Genomic DNA, 15,104 nt, shown 5'->3' with positions numbered 1-15,104 from the left:
CGCCAGACATCCTTGTTACCTTTCCTTTACCGCAGCTTGAGGGTGGTCAGACCGAACAGGCACAGCATCAGCGTGATGATCCAGAAACGCACGACCACCTGCGTTTCCTTCCAGCCGGACAATTCGAAATGGTGATGCAGCGGCGCCATCTTCAGCAGGCGCCGCCCTTCGCCGTAACGCTTCTTCGTGTACTTGAACCACGACACCTGCAACATCACCGACAGCGTTTCCGCGACGAAGATGCCGCCCATGATGAACAGCACGATTTCCTGACGCACGATCACCGCGACCGTGCCGAGCGCGCCGCCCAGCGCCAGCGCGCCGACGTCGCCCATGAACACCTGCGCGGGGTGCGTGTTGTACCAGAGGAACGCGAGCCCGGCCCCGCCCATCGCGGAACAGAAGATCAGCAGTTCTCCCGCGCCCGGGATGTGCGGGAACAGCAGGTATTTCGAATAGACCGCGCTGCCCATCACGTACGCGAACACACCGAGCGACGCGCCGACCAGCACGACCGGCATGATCACGAGGCCGTCGAGGCCGTCGGTCAGGTTCACCGCGTTGCTCGCACCGACGATCACGAAGTAGGTCAGCACGATGAAGCCCCACACGCCGAGCGGGTAGCTGATCGACTTCAGGAACGGCAGCATCAGGTCGGCGCGCGCCGGCAGCCCCATCGACAGGCCGCTCCGCACCCACGCCATGAACAGGTCGAACACGCGCACGTTGTTCGCCTCGGACACGCTGAACGCGAGATAGACGGCCGCGAACAGTCCGATCACCGACTGCCAGAAATACTTCTCGCGCGACGACATCCCGCGCGGGTCCTTGTGGACGACCTTGCGGTAGTCGTCGACCCAGCCGATCACGCCGAAGCCGAACGTGACGAGCATCACGATCCAGATGAACCGGTTCGTCAGGTCGCCCCACAGCAGCGTCGCGACCGCGATGCCGATCAGGATCAGCACGCCGCCCATCGTCGGCGTGCCTGACTTGACGAGGTGGGTCTGCGGGCCGTCCTTGCGCACGGCCTGCCCGACCTTCATTTGCGTCAGCTTGCGGATCACCCACGGTCCGCACACGAGCCCGATCCCGAGCGCCGTGATGGTAGCCATCACCGCCCGGAACGTGAGGTACGTGAACAAGCGCAAAAAGCTTGCGTCTCCTTGCAGCCATTGCGCCAGCGCCAGCAGCATGCTTCCTTCCTTCTACTCAGTGTGCGGCGGGCACGGCGCCCGCTGCGGGTTGGTTCGTCAGCGCGTCGACCACGCGCTCCATCTTCATGTACCGCGAGCCCTTCACGAGCACCGTCGCCTGCGCGCCGTAACCGGCCGCGAGCAGCGCCGACACGAGCGCGCCGACGTCGCCGAAATGACGTGCCGTGTCGCCGTATGCGGTGCACGCGTCGCGCGATGCGTCGCCGAGCGCGAACAGCGCGTCGATCCCGCGTTCGCGCGCGTACGCGCCGATCTCGCGGTGGAATGCCGGCCCTTCGTCGCCGACTTCGCCCATGTCGCCGATCACCAGCACGCGCGGCGCCGGATGCGCGGCGAGCACGTCGATCGCCGCACGCATCGAATCGGGGTTCGCGTTGTACGTATCGTCGACGACCGTCGCGCCCGCGAGGCTGCCGACGCTCGCCTGCTTCACCTGCAGCCGGCCCTTGACCGGTTCGAACGATTCGAGCCCCTGCCGGATCGCCGACAGCGCGACGCCGGCGCCGAGCGCCGCGGCCGTCGCGGCCAGCGCGTTGCGCGCGTTGTGCTCGCCGAGCGCACGCAGCCGCACCGTGACGGCGCCCGCCGGCGTGTCGATCGCGAGTTCGCCGCCGTGCATGCGACCGACGACCTGCGCGTCGTTCTGCCGTTCGGCGTCGTGCAGCGCGAAATCGAGGATCCGGTTGCCGGTCGCCGCGACGCGCCAGATGCCCGCGTACGCGTCGTCGGCCGGAAACACCGCGACGCCGTCCGGCGGCAGCGCGTGGATCACGGCCGCATGTTCGAGCGCGACGGCTTCGACCGTCGCCATGAATTCCTGGTGCTCGCGCTGCGCGTTGTTGACGAGCGCGACCGTCGGCGCGGTGAGGCGCGCGAGGACTTCGGTTTCGCCCGGATGGTTCATGCCGATCTCGATGACCGCGAGACGATGCGCGGCCGACAGGCGCAGCAGCGTCAGCGGCAGGCCGACATCGTTGTTCAGGTTGCCGGCCGTCGCGAGCCGTGCGTCGGCGCCGACCGCCGCCGCGAAGATCGACGCGATCATTTCCTTGACGGTCGTCTTGCCGTTGCTGCCCGTCACCGCGACGAGCGGCAGCGGGAATCGCATCCGCCAGCCATGCGCGAGCGCACCGAGCGCGGCACGTGTTTCGCCGCCTTCGATCATCGGCATCGCGACGCCCGCCGGCGCGTGCGCGACCAGCGCCGCGGCCGCGCCGCGCGCGGCGACGTCGCCGAGGAAGTCGTGCGCGTCGAAGCGCTCGCCCTTCAGCGCGACGAACAGGTCGCCCGGGCCGACCGTGCGGCTATCGGTCGACACGCGGTCGAACGTCACGCCCGCGTCGCCGTGGACGGTGGCGCCGGGAATCAGACGGGCGGCTTCGCCGAGACCGAGCATCGTCATTCGGCGCCTCCCTTGCCGTGCGTCGCACGCGCGGCGAGCGCGAGCCGCGCGTGATCCTGGTCGGAGAACGTACGCTTCTTGCCCATGATTTCCTGCGTGGCCTCGTGGCCCTTGCCGGCCAGCACGACGACATCCTCGCGTGCGGCGCCGCGCACGGCCTGCAGGATCGCGCTCGCGCGATCCTCGATACGGCGCGCGCGATCGGGCGCGGTCATGCCCGCGACGACCTGGTCGATGATGTGCTGCGGATCCTCGCTGCGCGGGTTGTCGCTCGTGACGACGGTTTCATCGGCGAGCCGCTCGGCGATCGCACCCATCAATGGACGCTTCGTCGCATCGCGATCGCCGCCGCAGCCGAACATGCAGACGAGCCGGCCGCCGCGCGCCGCGGCGATCGGCCGCAGCGCGTCGAGCGTCTTTTCGAGCGCGTCGGGCGTATGCGCGTAGTCGATCACGACGAGCGGTTCGTCGTTCTGCAGCCGGCCGCCGAGCCGCTGCATCCGGCCGTTGACCGACTCGAGCCGCTCGATCTCGGCGAGCGCTGCGTCGAACGGCACGTCGGCCGCGAGCAGCGAGCCGAGTACGGCGAGCAGGTTGCTGACGTTGAACGTGCCGAGCGTGCCGACCTCGACGTCCGCGTCGCCCCACGACGAACGCAGGCGGAATGCGGTGCCCGTCGCGGTCGCGCGCACGTCGAGCGCGATCAGCCCGCGATCGGCGTCGGGCGTCGGTGCGTCGCCGATCCCGTACGCGATCGTGCGCACGCGGCCGGCCAGCTTCTCGAGCAGGCGGCGGCCCGCTGCGTCGTCGCGGTTGATCACCGCCGCGCGCAAGCCGCGCCACGCGAACAGCTTCGCCTTCGCGGCTTCGTACGCATCGAACGTACCGTGATAGTCGAGGTGATCCTGCGTGAGGTTCGTGAACACCGCGATGTCGAACGCCGTCCCGTTCACGCGCCCCTGGTGCAGCGCGTGCGACGAGACCTCCATCGCCACCGCCTGCGCGCCCGCGTCGCGCAATTTCGCAAGGCTGCGCTGAAGTTGCGGCGCGTCGGGCGTCGTGAAGCCGGTCGGCACGAGCTGGCCGGGCATCCCGGTGCCGAGCGTGCCGATCACCGCGCACGGTTGGTGCAGCGCCGTCAGCGCGGTGGCGATCCATTGCGTGCACGACGTCTTGCCGTTCGTGCCGGTGACGCCGATCGCGAGCAGGCTGTCGCTCGGATCACCGTACCAGCCGCTGGCGATCTCGCCGGCGAGCTGATCGAGCGCCGGCACCGCGAGCGCGACGGGGACGGCCGGCGCTGCCGGTGCGTCGGTCAGCCCTTCCGGCTGATACAGCACGGCAGCCGCACCGCGCGCGACGGCGTCGGCCATGAAAGCACGGTTATCTGCCCCGTCGACCGCATACGCGACGAACACGTCGCCAGCCTCGAGGCTGCGCGTGTCGGCATGCAGTTGCGCCGCGGGGGCCACATGCTGACGCAGCCACGCGAGCGCGGCTGCGATCTGCTGATGCGCCGGATGGGAACTGCGGGCGGCGCTCATCGAACCACTCCTGGTGAATTACGTGTCGTGCTGGATACGATCATATGCTTCGCGCCGCCGCCCGCGGCCAGCTTTTGCGGGCCCTTTTGCGGGCCCTTTGCGGCAGGGGATTCCGGCGAATCGTCGGACACGACGAGCTGCTTGATCGGCATGTTCGGCGGGACGTTCAGCGCACGCATCGTGTCACCGGCGATCGCCGAGAATACGGGGCCCGACACCTGGCCGCCGAAGTGGCTGCCGGCGGTCGGCTCGTCGACCGACACCGCGATCACGACGCGCGGATTCGGCATCGGCGCCATCCCGACGAACGACGCGCGGTACTTGCGCGTGTAGCCGTGACCTTCGTGCTTGTATGCGGTCCCGCTCTTGCCGCCGACGCGATAGCCCGGCACGGCCGCATCCGGCGACGTGCCGCCCGGCGCGACCACCGTCTCGAGCATCGCGCGCACTTCGCGAGCGGTGGTCGGGGTGAATACCTGCGTGCCCACGACCGGCTGATTGGGGTCGTGCTTGAAAATGGTCACGGGCATCAGCTCGCCATCGTGCGCGATCGCCGTGTAAGCCCGTGCGAGCTGGAACAGCGACACCGACAAGCCGTAGCCGTACGACATCGTCGCCTGCTCGATGCGGCGCCAGCTCTTCCACGGACGCAGGCGGCCGGCCACCGCGCCCGGGAACCCGACCTTCGGCGCCTGGCCGAGGCCGATGCTCGTATACATATTCCACATTTCCTCGGGCCGCATCGTCATCGCGATCTTCGTCGCGCCGATGTTGCTCGACTTCTGGATCACGCCGCCGACCGTCAGCGTGCCGAAACCCGCATCGTCGGTAATCGGCGCGCCGTCGAGCACGAAATGCCCGTTGCCCGTCTCGACGAGCGTGTTCGGCGTCACGCGGTGCAGGTCGAGCGCGAGCGACACGGTGAACGGCTTCATGATCGAGCCCGGTTCGAACACGTCGGTCATGATCCGGTTGCGCAACTGCTCGCCCGTCATGCGCGAACGGTCGTTCGGGTTGTACGTCGGGTAGTTGACGAGCGCGAGCACTTCGCCGGTACGCACGTCGACGACCATCGCCGCGCCAGCCTTCGCCTTGAACTTCTCGACGGCGGCTTTCAGGTTCGCGTACGCGATGTACTGGATCTTGCTGTCGATCGACAGGTCGACGTCGGTGCCGTTGTGCGGCGGGATCTGCTCGGCGACATCCTCGACGATGTGGCCCATCCGGTCCTTGATCACGCGACGCATGCCCGACGTGCCGGCCAACATCTTCTGGTCGCCCAGTTCGACGCCTTCCTGCCCTTCGTCCTCGACGTTCGTGAAACCGATCAGGTGAGCGGTGATCTCGCCTTCCGGGTAGAAGCGCTTGTATTCGTTGCGCTGATAGATGCCGGGAATGTCGAGCGCGGCGACCTTGTCCGCGACGTCGATCGGCACCTGGCGCTTCACGTAGACGAAACCCTTGTCTTCCGACAGCTTCACGCGCAGTTCCTTCGACGTCATGCCGAGGAGCTTGCCGAGCTGGTTGATCTTGTCGGCGTCGAGATCGTCGGGCACCGCGTCCGGAATCGCCCAGATCGCGCGCACCGGCAAGCTGGTCGCGAGCACGAGCCCGTTACGGTCGAGGATCTTGCCGCGCGTGGCCGGCAGCTCGAGCGTGCGCTGGTAGCGACTTTCGCCCTGCTTCTGATAGAACGCGTTGCCGGGCCCCTGAATCCAGAACGCCCGCGCGGCCAGCGCGACGAACGCCATGAACAACAGGAACACGACGAGCTTCGAGCGCCACATCGGCAAATGCACGCCCAGCACGGGGCTCGACGAGAACTTCACGTTCTGGCGCTTCGGGGACGGCTTCATCGCGCGCCCCCCTTGCCCTTGCCGGCCGTGTCGGCCGATGCCGCGACCGGCGCGTCGATCGCCTTCGCCGCACCCGGCGGCAGCGTCAGGTATTGCGTGCGGCCGGTCGAAATCGGCTGCATTTTCAGCGAATCGTTCGCGAGCTGCTCGATGCGCGACGTCTTCGACAGCGCGCTCTGCTGATATTGAAGCTGCGCGTAGTCCTGCTGAAGCTGACGCTCCTGCGACTGCGCGCGCTGCAACTGGATGAAGATCTGGCGCTGCTGGTTCGTCGAGTTGACGACCGACAGCGCGCAACCCATCACGATGATCAGCAGGAAGATATTGAGACGGCTCATGGCGTGACGCGCTCCGCAATGCGCATCACGGCCGAGCGGGCGCGCGGATTCGCGGCGACTTCCGCTTCGCTCGGAAACTGGCGGCTGATGATCTTGAGCGGGGGGCTCGGGAGGTCGACGGCGCGGATCGGCAGGCGACGATCGACCGCAGGCGCGCTCGCGTGCGCCTGCATGAATCGCTTGACGATCCGGTCCTCGAGTGAATGAAAGCTGATGACCACCAGCCGTCCCCCTTGCTCCAGCAACGACAGTGCCGCGTCTAGTACGACTTGCAGGTCCGCAAGCTCTTGATTGACGTGAATCCGTATAGCCTGAAAGGTGCGGGTTGCCGGATCCTTGCCCTTCTCACGGGTTTTGACGACGTGACCCACGATTTGGGCAAGCTCGCCCGTGGTGTCGAGAGGCCCAAGACGGTCGGACTCTGCCCGGCGAGCAACAAGCGCCTTTGCAATCTGAAAAGCAAACCGTTCTTCCCCATAATCCCGTATCACCTCCGTCAATTCCTGCACCGATGCCCGCGCGAGCCATTCGGCCGCCGACTCGCCGCGCGTCGGATCCATTCGCATGTCCAGCGGACCATCGGCGCGGAAACTGAAGCCGCGCGCCGGATCGTCCACCTGCGGCGAGGACACGCCCAGGTCCAGCAACACCCCCGACACCTTCTCGACGCCGCGCGCCGCAAGCGCGTCGCGCATCGATGCAAAGCTGTCATGCACGATCGAGAAGCGCGCATCCTCGATGCCCTGCGCCGTCTCGATCGCCCTCGGATCCTTGTCGAACGCGATCAGCCGCCCGGCCGGCGCCAGCCGCGCGAGCACCGCGCGACTATGGCCGCCACGCCCGAACGTGCCGTCGACATACACGCCGTCCGGCCGCGTGACGAGCGACTCGACCGCCTCGTCCAGCAATACGGTCCGATGCTGCAATTCGTTTCCCATCGCGGGCGTCTCCGTCACCGCAATCAGAACGTGAAATTCTTCAGCGCGTCGGGCATGCCCTGCGCCATCGCTGCCTGCTCCTTCGCGTTGTAGGTCTGCGAATCCCACAGCTCGAAGTGACTACCCATTCCCAACAACATGACTTCCTTTTCCAGTCCGGCTGCCATGCGCAGCTCGGGCGATACGAGAATCCGGCCCGCGCTGTCGAGATCGACATCCATCGCATTGCCGAGAAAAATTCGCCGCCACCAGTGCGCGTCCATCGGCAGCGCGGCGATCTTGGCACGGAACACTTCCCATTCGGGGCGCGGAAACAGCAACAGGCAGCCGTCCGGGTGCTTGGTCACAGTCACCCGTCCTTCTGCCTGTCCTTGCAGCGCTTCGCGATAGCGAGCCGGCACCGACATCCGCCCTTTCGCATCGAGCGTCAGCGCCGACGCCCCTTGGAACACTTTCCGCTCTCCCGTTCAGGGCACCGAAGCACCCGCTCAATGCTGAGAATTTAGCCGGAACAGCCCGCTAAATCACACAAAAATACACTTTCTCACACTGTCTCCCACTTTAGAGGAAGGGTGTGGCACGGTCAAGGGAGCGGCCCGCTTTTTTGACGAATTTTGTTAGTTAGAACAAGGACTTACGCGCACATGCTCATGCGACCCCTCATACCAAAAACCGTTATAAATGAATGAGCTAGTGCAACTTGTGAAGGTGATACGTGAGAAAGACGGGCCAGACGGGCGTGCGGATGGGGCTTTCGGGAGCGGGAAAACGAGGAGTGAGCGGGCGGTATGGGGGCGGCGAACCGGAGCGGCGTCCCACGCCACCCCGGCGCTAATCTCAGAGATAGTACGCAGTGCGCGTCATGACTTTCGATGCGGCGCGCATCAGCATCCGCGCGGGCAGCGGCAGCTCGATCCCGCCGGCGTCGGTCGCGGCCTTGCCGTGCTTCACCTCGTCGATCCGCATCTGGTCGACGATCGTGCGCGACGCGGTGTCGGTCGGCGGCAGCTCGGACATATGACCTTCGAGATGGCTCTCGACCTGACGCTCCGTCTCGGCCATGAAGCCGAGGCTGACCTTGTCGCCAAGCGTGCCGGCCGCCACGCCGATCGCGAGCGCGCCGGCATACCACAGCGGGTTCAGCAGGCTCGGGCGCGAATCGAGTTCCTTCAGGCGGTGCGCGGTCCATGCGAGGTGATCCTCCTCCTCGCGCGCGGCCTCCTCGAACATCGCCTTCGCCGACGCCGTGCGCGCGGTGAGCTTCTGCGCCTGGTAGAGCGCCTGCGCGCAGACCTCGCCGACGTGATTCACGCGCATCAGGCCGGCCGCGTGCGTGCGCTCGGCGGGTGTCAGTTCGACGTCCGTCGTATCGGCCGGCATGGGCACCGGCCGACTCATCCGGCTAATGCCGGTCAGCGATCGCAGGCCGCGATCGAATTCGCTGATCAGTTCATCCAACACCATCCTGTTCTCCTGGCTGCAGGTGCCGCTGCGCGCGGCAAGGGCACGAGTGCGCTGCGTAACCGAGTTGATTATTCAGCGGAAATTGCGGTTAACCCGTGATTTTAACCATTGTTGCATAAAGGAAACATGGTGGCGTTGAGCTGCAGCATTTCGCTTTGTGGCAAAAACCGGCTTTGCTACATTACGTGCGACTTCTTGCGAAGTTGATGGGGCTCGTCGACAGAACATAACTATCCGCCCCGCCAAAAAAATTCAGTGATTCTTGGAGATCCGCTAATGAAAAAGTCGCTTCTCGCGCTCGTCGCGCTGGGCGCGTTCGCTGGCGCTGCCCATGCGCAAAGCAGCGTGACGCTTTACGGCATCATCGATGAAGGCTTCCTCTTCAACAACAACGCAGGCGGCAAGCACCTGTACGGCCTGGCCAGCGGCGTGATGCAAGGCAGCCGCTTCGGTCTGCGCGGCACCGAAGACCTCGGTGGCGGCCTGAAGGCAATCTTCACCCTCGAAAACGGTTTCGACGTGAACAGCGGCAGGCTCGGTCAGGGCAGCCTGATGTTCGGTCGCCAGGCTTACGTCGGCCTGTCGAGCCCGTACGGTACGGTCACGCTGGGTCGTCAGTACGACTCCGTCGTCGACTTCGTCGGCCCGCTCGAGGCAGGCGACCAGTGGGGCGGCTACATCGCCGCTCACCCGGGCGACCTCGACAACTTCAACAACGCGTATCGCGTGAACAACGCGGTCAAGTTCACGAGCCAGAACTACGGCGGCCTCACGTTCGGCGGCCTGTACAGCTTCGGCGGCCAGGCAGGCCAGTTCTCGAAGAACCAGGTCTGGTCGCTCGGCGCAGGCTACAACAACGGCCCGCTGGTCCTCGGCGTCGGTTACTTGAACGCACGTACGCCGAACCAGTTCGGCGGCATGTTCAACAACGGTTCCACGTCGTCGTCCGTCTCGTCGCCGGTCTACGGCGCGTACGCGAACAACGCGAACACGTACCAGGTCATCGGTACAGGCGGCGCGTACACGTTCGGCGCGGCAACGATCGGCGCGACGTACTCGAACACGAAGTTCAAGGGCTTCTCGGCAGGCCCGTTCGTGAACCAGACCGCGACGTTCAACAACGGCGAAATCAACTTCAAGTACCAGTTGACCCCGGCGTTGATCCTCGGCGCGGCGTACGACTACACGCAAGGCAGCAAGATCGACGGCAACTCGGCAGCCAAGTACCACCAGGGCTCGCTGGGCGTCGACTACTTCCTGTCGAAGCGCACCGATGTCTACGCGATCGGCGTGTACCAGCACGCATCGGGCAACGTGCTCGATTCGAACGGGAACGTCCTGAAGGCAACGGCAGCGATCAACGGTCTGGCCGGCTCGAGCACGAGCAACCAGGTCGCGGCGCGCGTCGGCATCCGTCACAAGTTCTAATCAGCTTGCCTGACAAGCCGCAGCATATTGAAGGCGCCTTCGGGCGCCTTTTTCTTTTCTGGCGCGGCGAGGATGTCGGTGGGGGCGGATTGGTGAATCGACCGGTCCACAGGGGGCGGTAGACGCGCATCGCGGTGCGCCGTCCCGGCCATCGGGTCGAAGCGCGACGCTTGCGCCGCCGCCCGCACGAAACAGGCGCGTCCGGCCATTCACCCGCAGCCGAAAACGAAAAACCCGGCACAGGCCGGGCTTTTCGTTCAACCGTGTCGTTGCGTGCGTTACGCGCGTCCGTCTCGCAGTTCGCGCCGCAGGATCTTGCCGACGTTCGTCTTCGGCAACTCCGTGCGGAACTCGACGAGCTTCGGCCGCTTGTATCCGGTGAGCCGCTCCTTGCAGTAGGCAAGGATGTCCTTGTCGGTCAGCGCCGGATCCTTTTTGACGACGAACAGCTTCACGGCTTCGCCGGAATGCTCGTCCGGCACGCCGACTGCCGCCACCTCGAACACGCCCGGATGCGACGCCACAACGTCCTCGACTTCGTTCGGATACACGTTGAAGCCGGACACGAGAATCATGTCCTTCTTGCGATCGACGATCTTCACGTAGCCGCGCGCATCCATCACGCCGACGTCGCCCGTCTTGAAGAAGCCGTCCGCGAACATGACCTTCGCGGTCTCGTCCGGCCGGTTCCAGTAGCCGGCCATCACCTGCGGCCCGCGGATGCAGATCTCGCCCGGCTCGCCGAGCGCGACGTCGTTGCCGGCATCGTCGCGGATCGCGACTTCGGTCGACGGCAGCGGCAAACCGATCGTGCCGCTGTATTCGGTCGCCGTCACGGGGTTGCAGGTCGCCACCGGCGACGTTTCGGACAGCCCGCATCCCTCGATGATCGCGGTACCGGTCTTTTCATACCAGCGCTTCGCGACGCCTTCCTGGATCGCCATGCCGCCGCCGTTGGCGATCACGAGCTTCGACAGGTCCAGCTGACCGAATTCGGGATGGTTCAGCAACGCGTTGTACAGCGTGTTGACGGCCGGAATCGTCGAGATCTGGTAGCCCTTCAGTTCCTTGATCATGCCGGCGATATCGCGCGGATTCGGGATCAGGACGCCCATGCCGCCCGTACGCATCGTCAGGAAACCGCAGACGGTCAGCGCGAACACGTGATACAGCGGCAGCGCGACCACCGTCACGAACTGCTTCACGTCCGGGTACTTGTCGTGAGCCGGCTGATGCCAGGCGCCGGCCTGCAGCACGTTCGACACGATGTTCCGGTGCAGCAGCGTCGCGCCCTTCGCCACGCCGGTCGTCCCGCCCGTGTACTGCAGGAACGCGACGTCGTCGGGACCGATTTTCTGCGATTTGAAACCCAGCCGCGCGCCGTCCGACAGCGCGGCCTTGAAGCGCGTGAACGACGGCAGTTGCCACGCAGGCACCATCTTCTTCACGTTGCGCACGACGTAATTGACGAGCCAGCCCTTGATGCCGAGCAAGTCGCCCATCGACGCGACGACCACGTGCTTGACGGCCGTATTGGCGATGACGGCCTGCAGCGTCGACGCGAAATTCTCGAGGATGACGATCGCTTCCGCACCGCTGTCCTTCAGCTGATGCTCGAGCTCGCGCGGCGTATAGAGGGGGTTGACGTTGACGACGGTGTAGCCGGCACGCAGGACCGCGGCAATCGTGACCGGGTATTGCAGCACGTTCGGCATCATGATCGCGACACGCGCCCCGCGAGCCAGGCCGCGGGATTGCAGCCACGCGCCGAATTCGCGCGACAGCTTGTCGAGCTCGCCGTACGTGATGCCCTTGCCCATGCAGACGAACGCGGTACGGTCGCGGTATTGCCGGAAGCTCTCGTCGAGCAGGTCCGGAACGGACGGATAAGGAGAGGAATCAATTTCGGCTGGAACGCCGGGTGGGTACGATTTCAGCCAAATTTTATCCATACCGCGCGTCTCCTCACAGATTTTCGAATGGTCGTGCTAAAACGCATCGTAACGGCTCCCCCGCCCCGAGACAACAGGGTTAGATGTCCACTTCGAACTTGCATGTCAATTTCGTCTGATCATACGTCGATATTCGATCAAATCCGCTCAACTTCCACAAGACAATCGTAAAACGTCGCCGAATTGCCCAGGTCCGTCAGCGCCTGGCTTGTCACCTCGTTCGCGTTCCTGCCGTCCGGCGACAGCTTCTTCCACCATATCGACAGCCCGACGACAAGCCCGGCACGCGCGCGATCGGTCACGCGCGCGTGCGCCTGCATCGACCCGCGGTCGTTGAAGATCCGGACGACGTCACCCTCTGCGATCCCGCGCGCGCGGGCGTCGGACGGATGCATGTCGAGGTGCGGCTCGCCTTCCGTCGAACGCAGGCTGTCGACGTTCACGAACGTGCTGTTCAGGAAGTGCCGGGCCGGCGGCGAAATCATCGCCAGCGGATAGCGTGCGGCAAGCTCGGGCGCGGCTTCGGCCGATTCGAACGGCGGCAGGTAGTCGGGGACGGGGTCCATGCCCGTCTGCTCGAGCCGCGGGCTGTAGAACTCGCACTTGCCGGAGGGTGTGCGGAAACCGCCGTTCGCGAACGGCGCTTCCGGCAGCTTGAGCTTCAGCCAGCCGGCGCGCTTCAACGTGTCCCAGTCGCTGTCGAGCGCCGGATCGTCCCAGCGAAGCGCCGCGCGCGCGACCTCCTCGTCGCTGTGATAGAGCGCGGGCTCGTCGAGCCCCATGCTGCGCGCAATGCCGCGAAAGATCTCCGTGTTCGGCCGCGCATCTCCCACCGGCGGAATCGCCGGCAGATTCGCCATCACGTAGGTATGACCATACGACTTATGGACATCCAGATGTTCGAGCTGCGTGGTCGCCGGCAATACAATGTCGGCGAAATCGACCGTATCCGTCTTGAAGTGCTCGAGAACGACCGTGAACAAATCGTCACGTGCGAAACCCTCGGCAACTTTCGACGAGTCCGGCGCAACCGCCACCGGATTCGAGTTGTACACGATCACCGCTTCGACCTTTGGCCCGAACGTCGCGTCGCCCGGATGCAGCAGCGCGTCGCCGATCGCGTTCATGTTGATGATGCGCGGCAGCTTGTTCGGCCAACCGGGCATCAGATCCGGTCGCAGCAGCGCCGCCTGATTGACGGGCGCGGATTCCGACGACGAGAGCAGCAGGCCCCCTGCCCGATCGCGCCACGCCCCCGTCAGCGCCGGCAGGCTTGCAATCGCGCGCACGGCATTGCCGCCGCCGCGAACGCGCTGCATGCCGTAGTTGAGGCGAATCGACGCCTTGCGGGTAGCACCGTAGCGACGCGCAAGGTCGACCAGCTCCGATGCGTCGATGCCGCAGATTTGCGCGACGCGTTCCGGCGGATAGGACAAGGCGCGCGCCTTGAGCGCGTCAAAGCCGAGCGTATGGTCCGCGATGTAATCGTGATCGAGCAGGTTTTCGGTAATCAGCACGTACATCATGCCGAGTGCAAACGCGCCATCGGTACCGGGCTTCAGTGCGATGTGCTGATGGCATTTCTCCGCGGTCAGCGAACGATACGGGTCGATCGCGACAAGACGCGCGCCACGGCGCTTCGCTTCCTGCGCGCGGGTCCAGAAGTGCAGGCTCGATGCAATCGGATTCGCGCCCCATATCAGGATCAGTTCGCTTTCCTCGAAGTACTCGAGATGCATGCCGACACTACCGCCGTACGTGTAGCGCAGCCCGGCTGCACCGGCCGCCGAGCAAATCGTGCGCTCGAGCCGCGAGGCGCCGAGCTTGTGGAAGAAGCGTTGGGCAATGCCCTCGCCTTGCACGAGCCCCATCGTTCCCGCATAGCTGTACGGCATGATTGCTTCCGGCGCGCGCTCGGCGATTTCACCGAGTCGACGCCCGATCTCGTCGAATGCCTCGTCCCAGCTGATCGGCATGAAGCGCCCTTCCCCTTTCGCGCCGACCCGCTTGAGCGGAACGGTGAGGCGATCGGGATGATGAACACGATCCGCGTATCGGCTGACTTTCGTACACAACACACCCTGCGTCGGCGGATGGTCGGGGTCGCCGATGACCTTGATTGCCTTGCCGTTCTCGACGGTCACCCGCATTGCGCACGTGTCCGGACAATCATGCGGGCAAACGGCCCGGGCTACCTGGGTGGCGGCGTTCATCGTTTTGAATGCAGGGAGGATGGAGGTTCGCAAATTTTACGTGGGCGCGCCGAATAAAGCGTTCATTTCATGGCGATTTTGGATGATCTGATCGAAGACGGGCAAAGTGGCTGGCTCCAGGAAGCGGAAGCGGATCGCGCCTTCGCGTGTCGATACGTTGCGGAGGCAAAGGTGCGGTCTTGATCGAGGATACGAGCAGTAATCGTCGGGATCGCCGGAGATGGAAGCGAGGGAGGGAGTTTGATGTTGTGATGGCTTGCGTCAGGGCAAGCCGACGGACGTAGCCTCGGTAACGCTTCGCTGCGCGCTTTTTAGGACGCTGAAATGCAAAAACCCCCGCCTTGTCGGGCGGGGGTTCTTGGCTAAGGGAGCCTGACGATTACCTACTTTCACACGGGAATCCGCACTATCATCGGCGTAGAGTCGTTTCACGGTCCTGTTCGGGATGGGAAGGGGTGGGACCGACTCGCTATGGTCATCAGGCAAAGGGGGTTGTTGCGTTGCTTCGCAGCGCAACCAATCTTGGAAGAAGCAGTAATTTTGAGTTGTGTGTATCACACACGAGAATCCAACTTGTCGCTTTGGATCGCGGCCAGTGCTTTCACACTGGCGCCGATCTACAAGGCAGACTTGTTATAGGATCAAGCCTTACGGGCAATTAGTATCAGTTAGCTGAACGCATTACTGCGCTTACACACCTGACCTATCAACGTCCTGGTCTCGAACGACCCTTCAAGGGGATCTAGTCCCCA

At 64.8% G+C, this 15,104-nt stretch carries 11 protein-coding genes and 2 rRNA genes; 1 reads left to right on the top strand and 12 read right to left on the bottom strand.

All coding sequences use genetic code 11. From position 1 onward, the window contains the following. Positions 1-26: 26 nt before the first annotated feature. The 8 genes from mraY to coq7 all read right to left on the bottom strand — a co-directional run bounded on the left by mraY (position 27) and on the right by coq7 (position 8,759). Positions 27-1,196 (bottom strand): phospho-N-acetylmuramoyl-pentapeptide-transferase, encoded by a 1,170-nt coding sequence (mraY, locus tag CFB89_RS02380; RefSeq protein WP_006477019.1) that lies wholly within the window; start codon positions 1,194-1,196, stop codon positions 27-29. A 16-nt stretch (positions 1,197-1,212) separates the two neighbouring features. Further along, the gene (murF, locus tag CFB89_RS02375) at positions 1,213-2,619 is read right to left on the bottom strand and encodes a UDP-N-acetylmuramoyl-tripeptide--D-alanyl-D-alanine ligase (protein WP_089466600.1); all 1,407 of its coding nucleotides are present in this window, start codon (positions 2,617-2,619) and stop codon (positions 1,213-1,215) included. Further along, complete coding sequence (locus tag CFB89_RS02370; RefSeq protein WP_089466599.1) at positions 2,616-4,163, bottom strand: UDP-N-acetylmuramoyl-L-alanyl-D-glutamate--2,6-diaminopimelate ligase; 1,548 nt, start codon at positions 4,161-4,163, stop codon at positions 2,616-2,618. Before CFB89_RS02370 ends, murF begins: the two co-directional genes overlap by 4 nt. Continuing rightward, entirely contained in the window at positions 4,160-6,019 is a 1,860-nt protein-coding gene (locus tag CFB89_RS02365) for a penicillin-binding protein 2 (protein ID WP_089466598.1), read from the bottom strand. Before CFB89_RS02365 ends, CFB89_RS02370 begins: the two co-directional genes overlap by 4 nt. Continuing rightward, entirely contained in the window at positions 6,016-6,357 is a 342-nt protein-coding gene (gene ftsL / locus CFB89_RS02360; RefSeq protein WP_089466597.1) for a cell division protein FtsL, read from the bottom strand. The genes CFB89_RS02365 and ftsL overlap by 4 nt, the downstream gene beginning before the upstream one ends. Next, positions 6,354-7,295, bottom strand: a complete 942-nt coding sequence (gene rsmH, locus CFB89_RS02355; protein ID WP_089466596.1) for a 16S rRNA (cytosine(1402)-N(4))-methyltransferase RsmH — start codon at positions 7,293-7,295, stop codon at positions 6,354-6,356. Before rsmH ends, ftsL begins: the two co-directional genes overlap by 4 nt. Before the next feature lie 23 nt (positions 7,296-7,318). Further along, entirely contained in the window at positions 7,319-7,747 is a 429-nt protein-coding gene (gene mraZ / locus CFB89_RS02350; protein WP_006487094.1) for a division/cell wall cluster transcriptional repressor MraZ, read from the bottom strand. A 385-nt stretch (positions 7,748-8,132) separates the two neighbouring features. Next, positions 8,133-8,759, bottom strand: coding sequence for a 2-polyprenyl-3-methyl-6-methoxy-1,4-benzoquinone monooxygenase (gene coq7 / locus CFB89_RS02345; RefSeq protein WP_089466595.1), 627 nt, complete (start codon positions 8,757-8,759; stop codon positions 8,133-8,135). A gap of 276 nt (positions 8,760-9,035) precedes the next feature. On the opposite strand from coq7, the gene CFB89_RS02340 reads away from it, so the two are divergent. After that, positions 9,036-10,187: a porin gene (locus CFB89_RS02340; protein ID WP_089466594.1), complete on the top strand. Its 1,152-nt coding sequence runs from the start codon at positions 9,036-9,038 to the stop codon at positions 10,185-10,187. A gap of 278 nt (positions 10,188-10,465) precedes the next feature. On the opposite strand, the gene CFB89_RS02330 is transcribed toward CFB89_RS02340, so the two are convergent. From CFB89_RS02330 to CFB89_RS02315, 4 genes are all read right to left on the bottom strand, one after another. Further along, positions 10,466-12,139, bottom strand: a complete 1,674-nt coding sequence (locus CFB89_RS02330; protein WP_089466592.1) for a long-chain fatty acid--CoA ligase — start codon at positions 12,137-12,139, stop codon at positions 10,466-10,468. A 137-nt stretch (positions 12,140-12,276) separates the two neighbouring features. Then, entirely contained in the window at positions 12,277-14,352 is a 2,076-nt protein-coding gene (locus tag CFB89_RS02325) for a molybdopterin-dependent oxidoreductase (protein ID WP_089466591.1), read from the bottom strand. A gap of 370 nt (positions 14,353-14,722) precedes the next feature. Further along, positions 14,723-14,835, bottom strand: a 5S ribosomal RNA gene (gene rrf, locus CFB89_RS02320). Positions 14,836-14,989: 154 nt separating this feature from the next. Next, a 23S ribosomal RNA gene (locus CFB89_RS02315) occupies positions 14,990-15,104 on the bottom strand; the annotation flags it as partial.

Origin of the sequence: Burkholderia sp. AU16741, from assembly GCF_002223345.1 — a bacterium.
In the GTDB taxonomy this organism is placed as follows: Bacteria; Pseudomonadota; Gammaproteobacteria; order Burkholderiales; family Burkholderiaceae; genus Burkholderia; species Burkholderia sola.
The sequence above is the reverse complement of the archived record's forward strand: the minus strand, read 5'-3'. Positions and strand labels throughout refer to the sequence as shown.

What these genes read in the sequence shown, in the direction of transcription:
- mraY (WP_006477019.1), bottom strand. Translation starts at nt 1,196, where the DNA reads ATGCTGCTGGCGCTGGCGCAATGGCTGCAAGGAGACGCAAGCTTTTTG.
- murF (WP_089466600.1), bottom strand. Translation starts at nt 2,619, where the DNA reads ATGACGATGCTCGGTCTCGGCGAAGCCGCCCGTCTGATTCCCGGCGCC.
- CFB89_RS02370 (WP_089466599.1), bottom strand. Translation starts at nt 4,163, where the DNA reads ATGAGCGCCGCCCGCAGTTCCCATCCGGCGCATCAGCAGATCGCAGCC.
- CFB89_RS02365 (WP_089466598.1), bottom strand. Translation starts at nt 6,019, where the DNA reads ATGAAGCCGTCCCCGAAGCGCCAGAACGTGAAGTTCTCGTCGAGCCCC.
- ftsL (WP_089466597.1), bottom strand. Translation starts at nt 6,357, where the DNA reads ATGAGCCGTCTCAATATCTTCCTGCTGATCATCGTGATGGGTTGCGCG.
- rsmH (WP_089466596.1), bottom strand. Translation starts at nt 7,295, where the DNA reads ATGGGAAACGAATTGCAGCATCGGACCGTATTGCTGGACGAGGCGGTC.
- coq7 (WP_089466595.1), bottom strand. Translation starts at nt 8,759, where the DNA reads ATGGTGTTGGATGAACTGATCAGCGAATTCGATCGCGGCCTGCGATCG.
- CFB89_RS02340 (WP_089466594.1), top strand. Translation starts at nt 9,036, where the DNA reads ATGAAAAAGTCGCTTCTCGCGCTCGTCGCGCTGGGCGCGTTCGCTGGC.
- CFB89_RS02330 (WP_089466592.1), bottom strand. Translation starts at nt 12,139, where the DNA reads ATGGATAAAATTTGGCTGAAATCGTACCCACCCGGCGTTCCAGCCGAA.
- CFB89_RS02325 (WP_089466591.1), bottom strand. Translation starts at nt 14,352, where the DNA reads ATGAACGCCGCCACCCAGGTAGCCCGGGCCGTTTGCCCGCATGATTGT.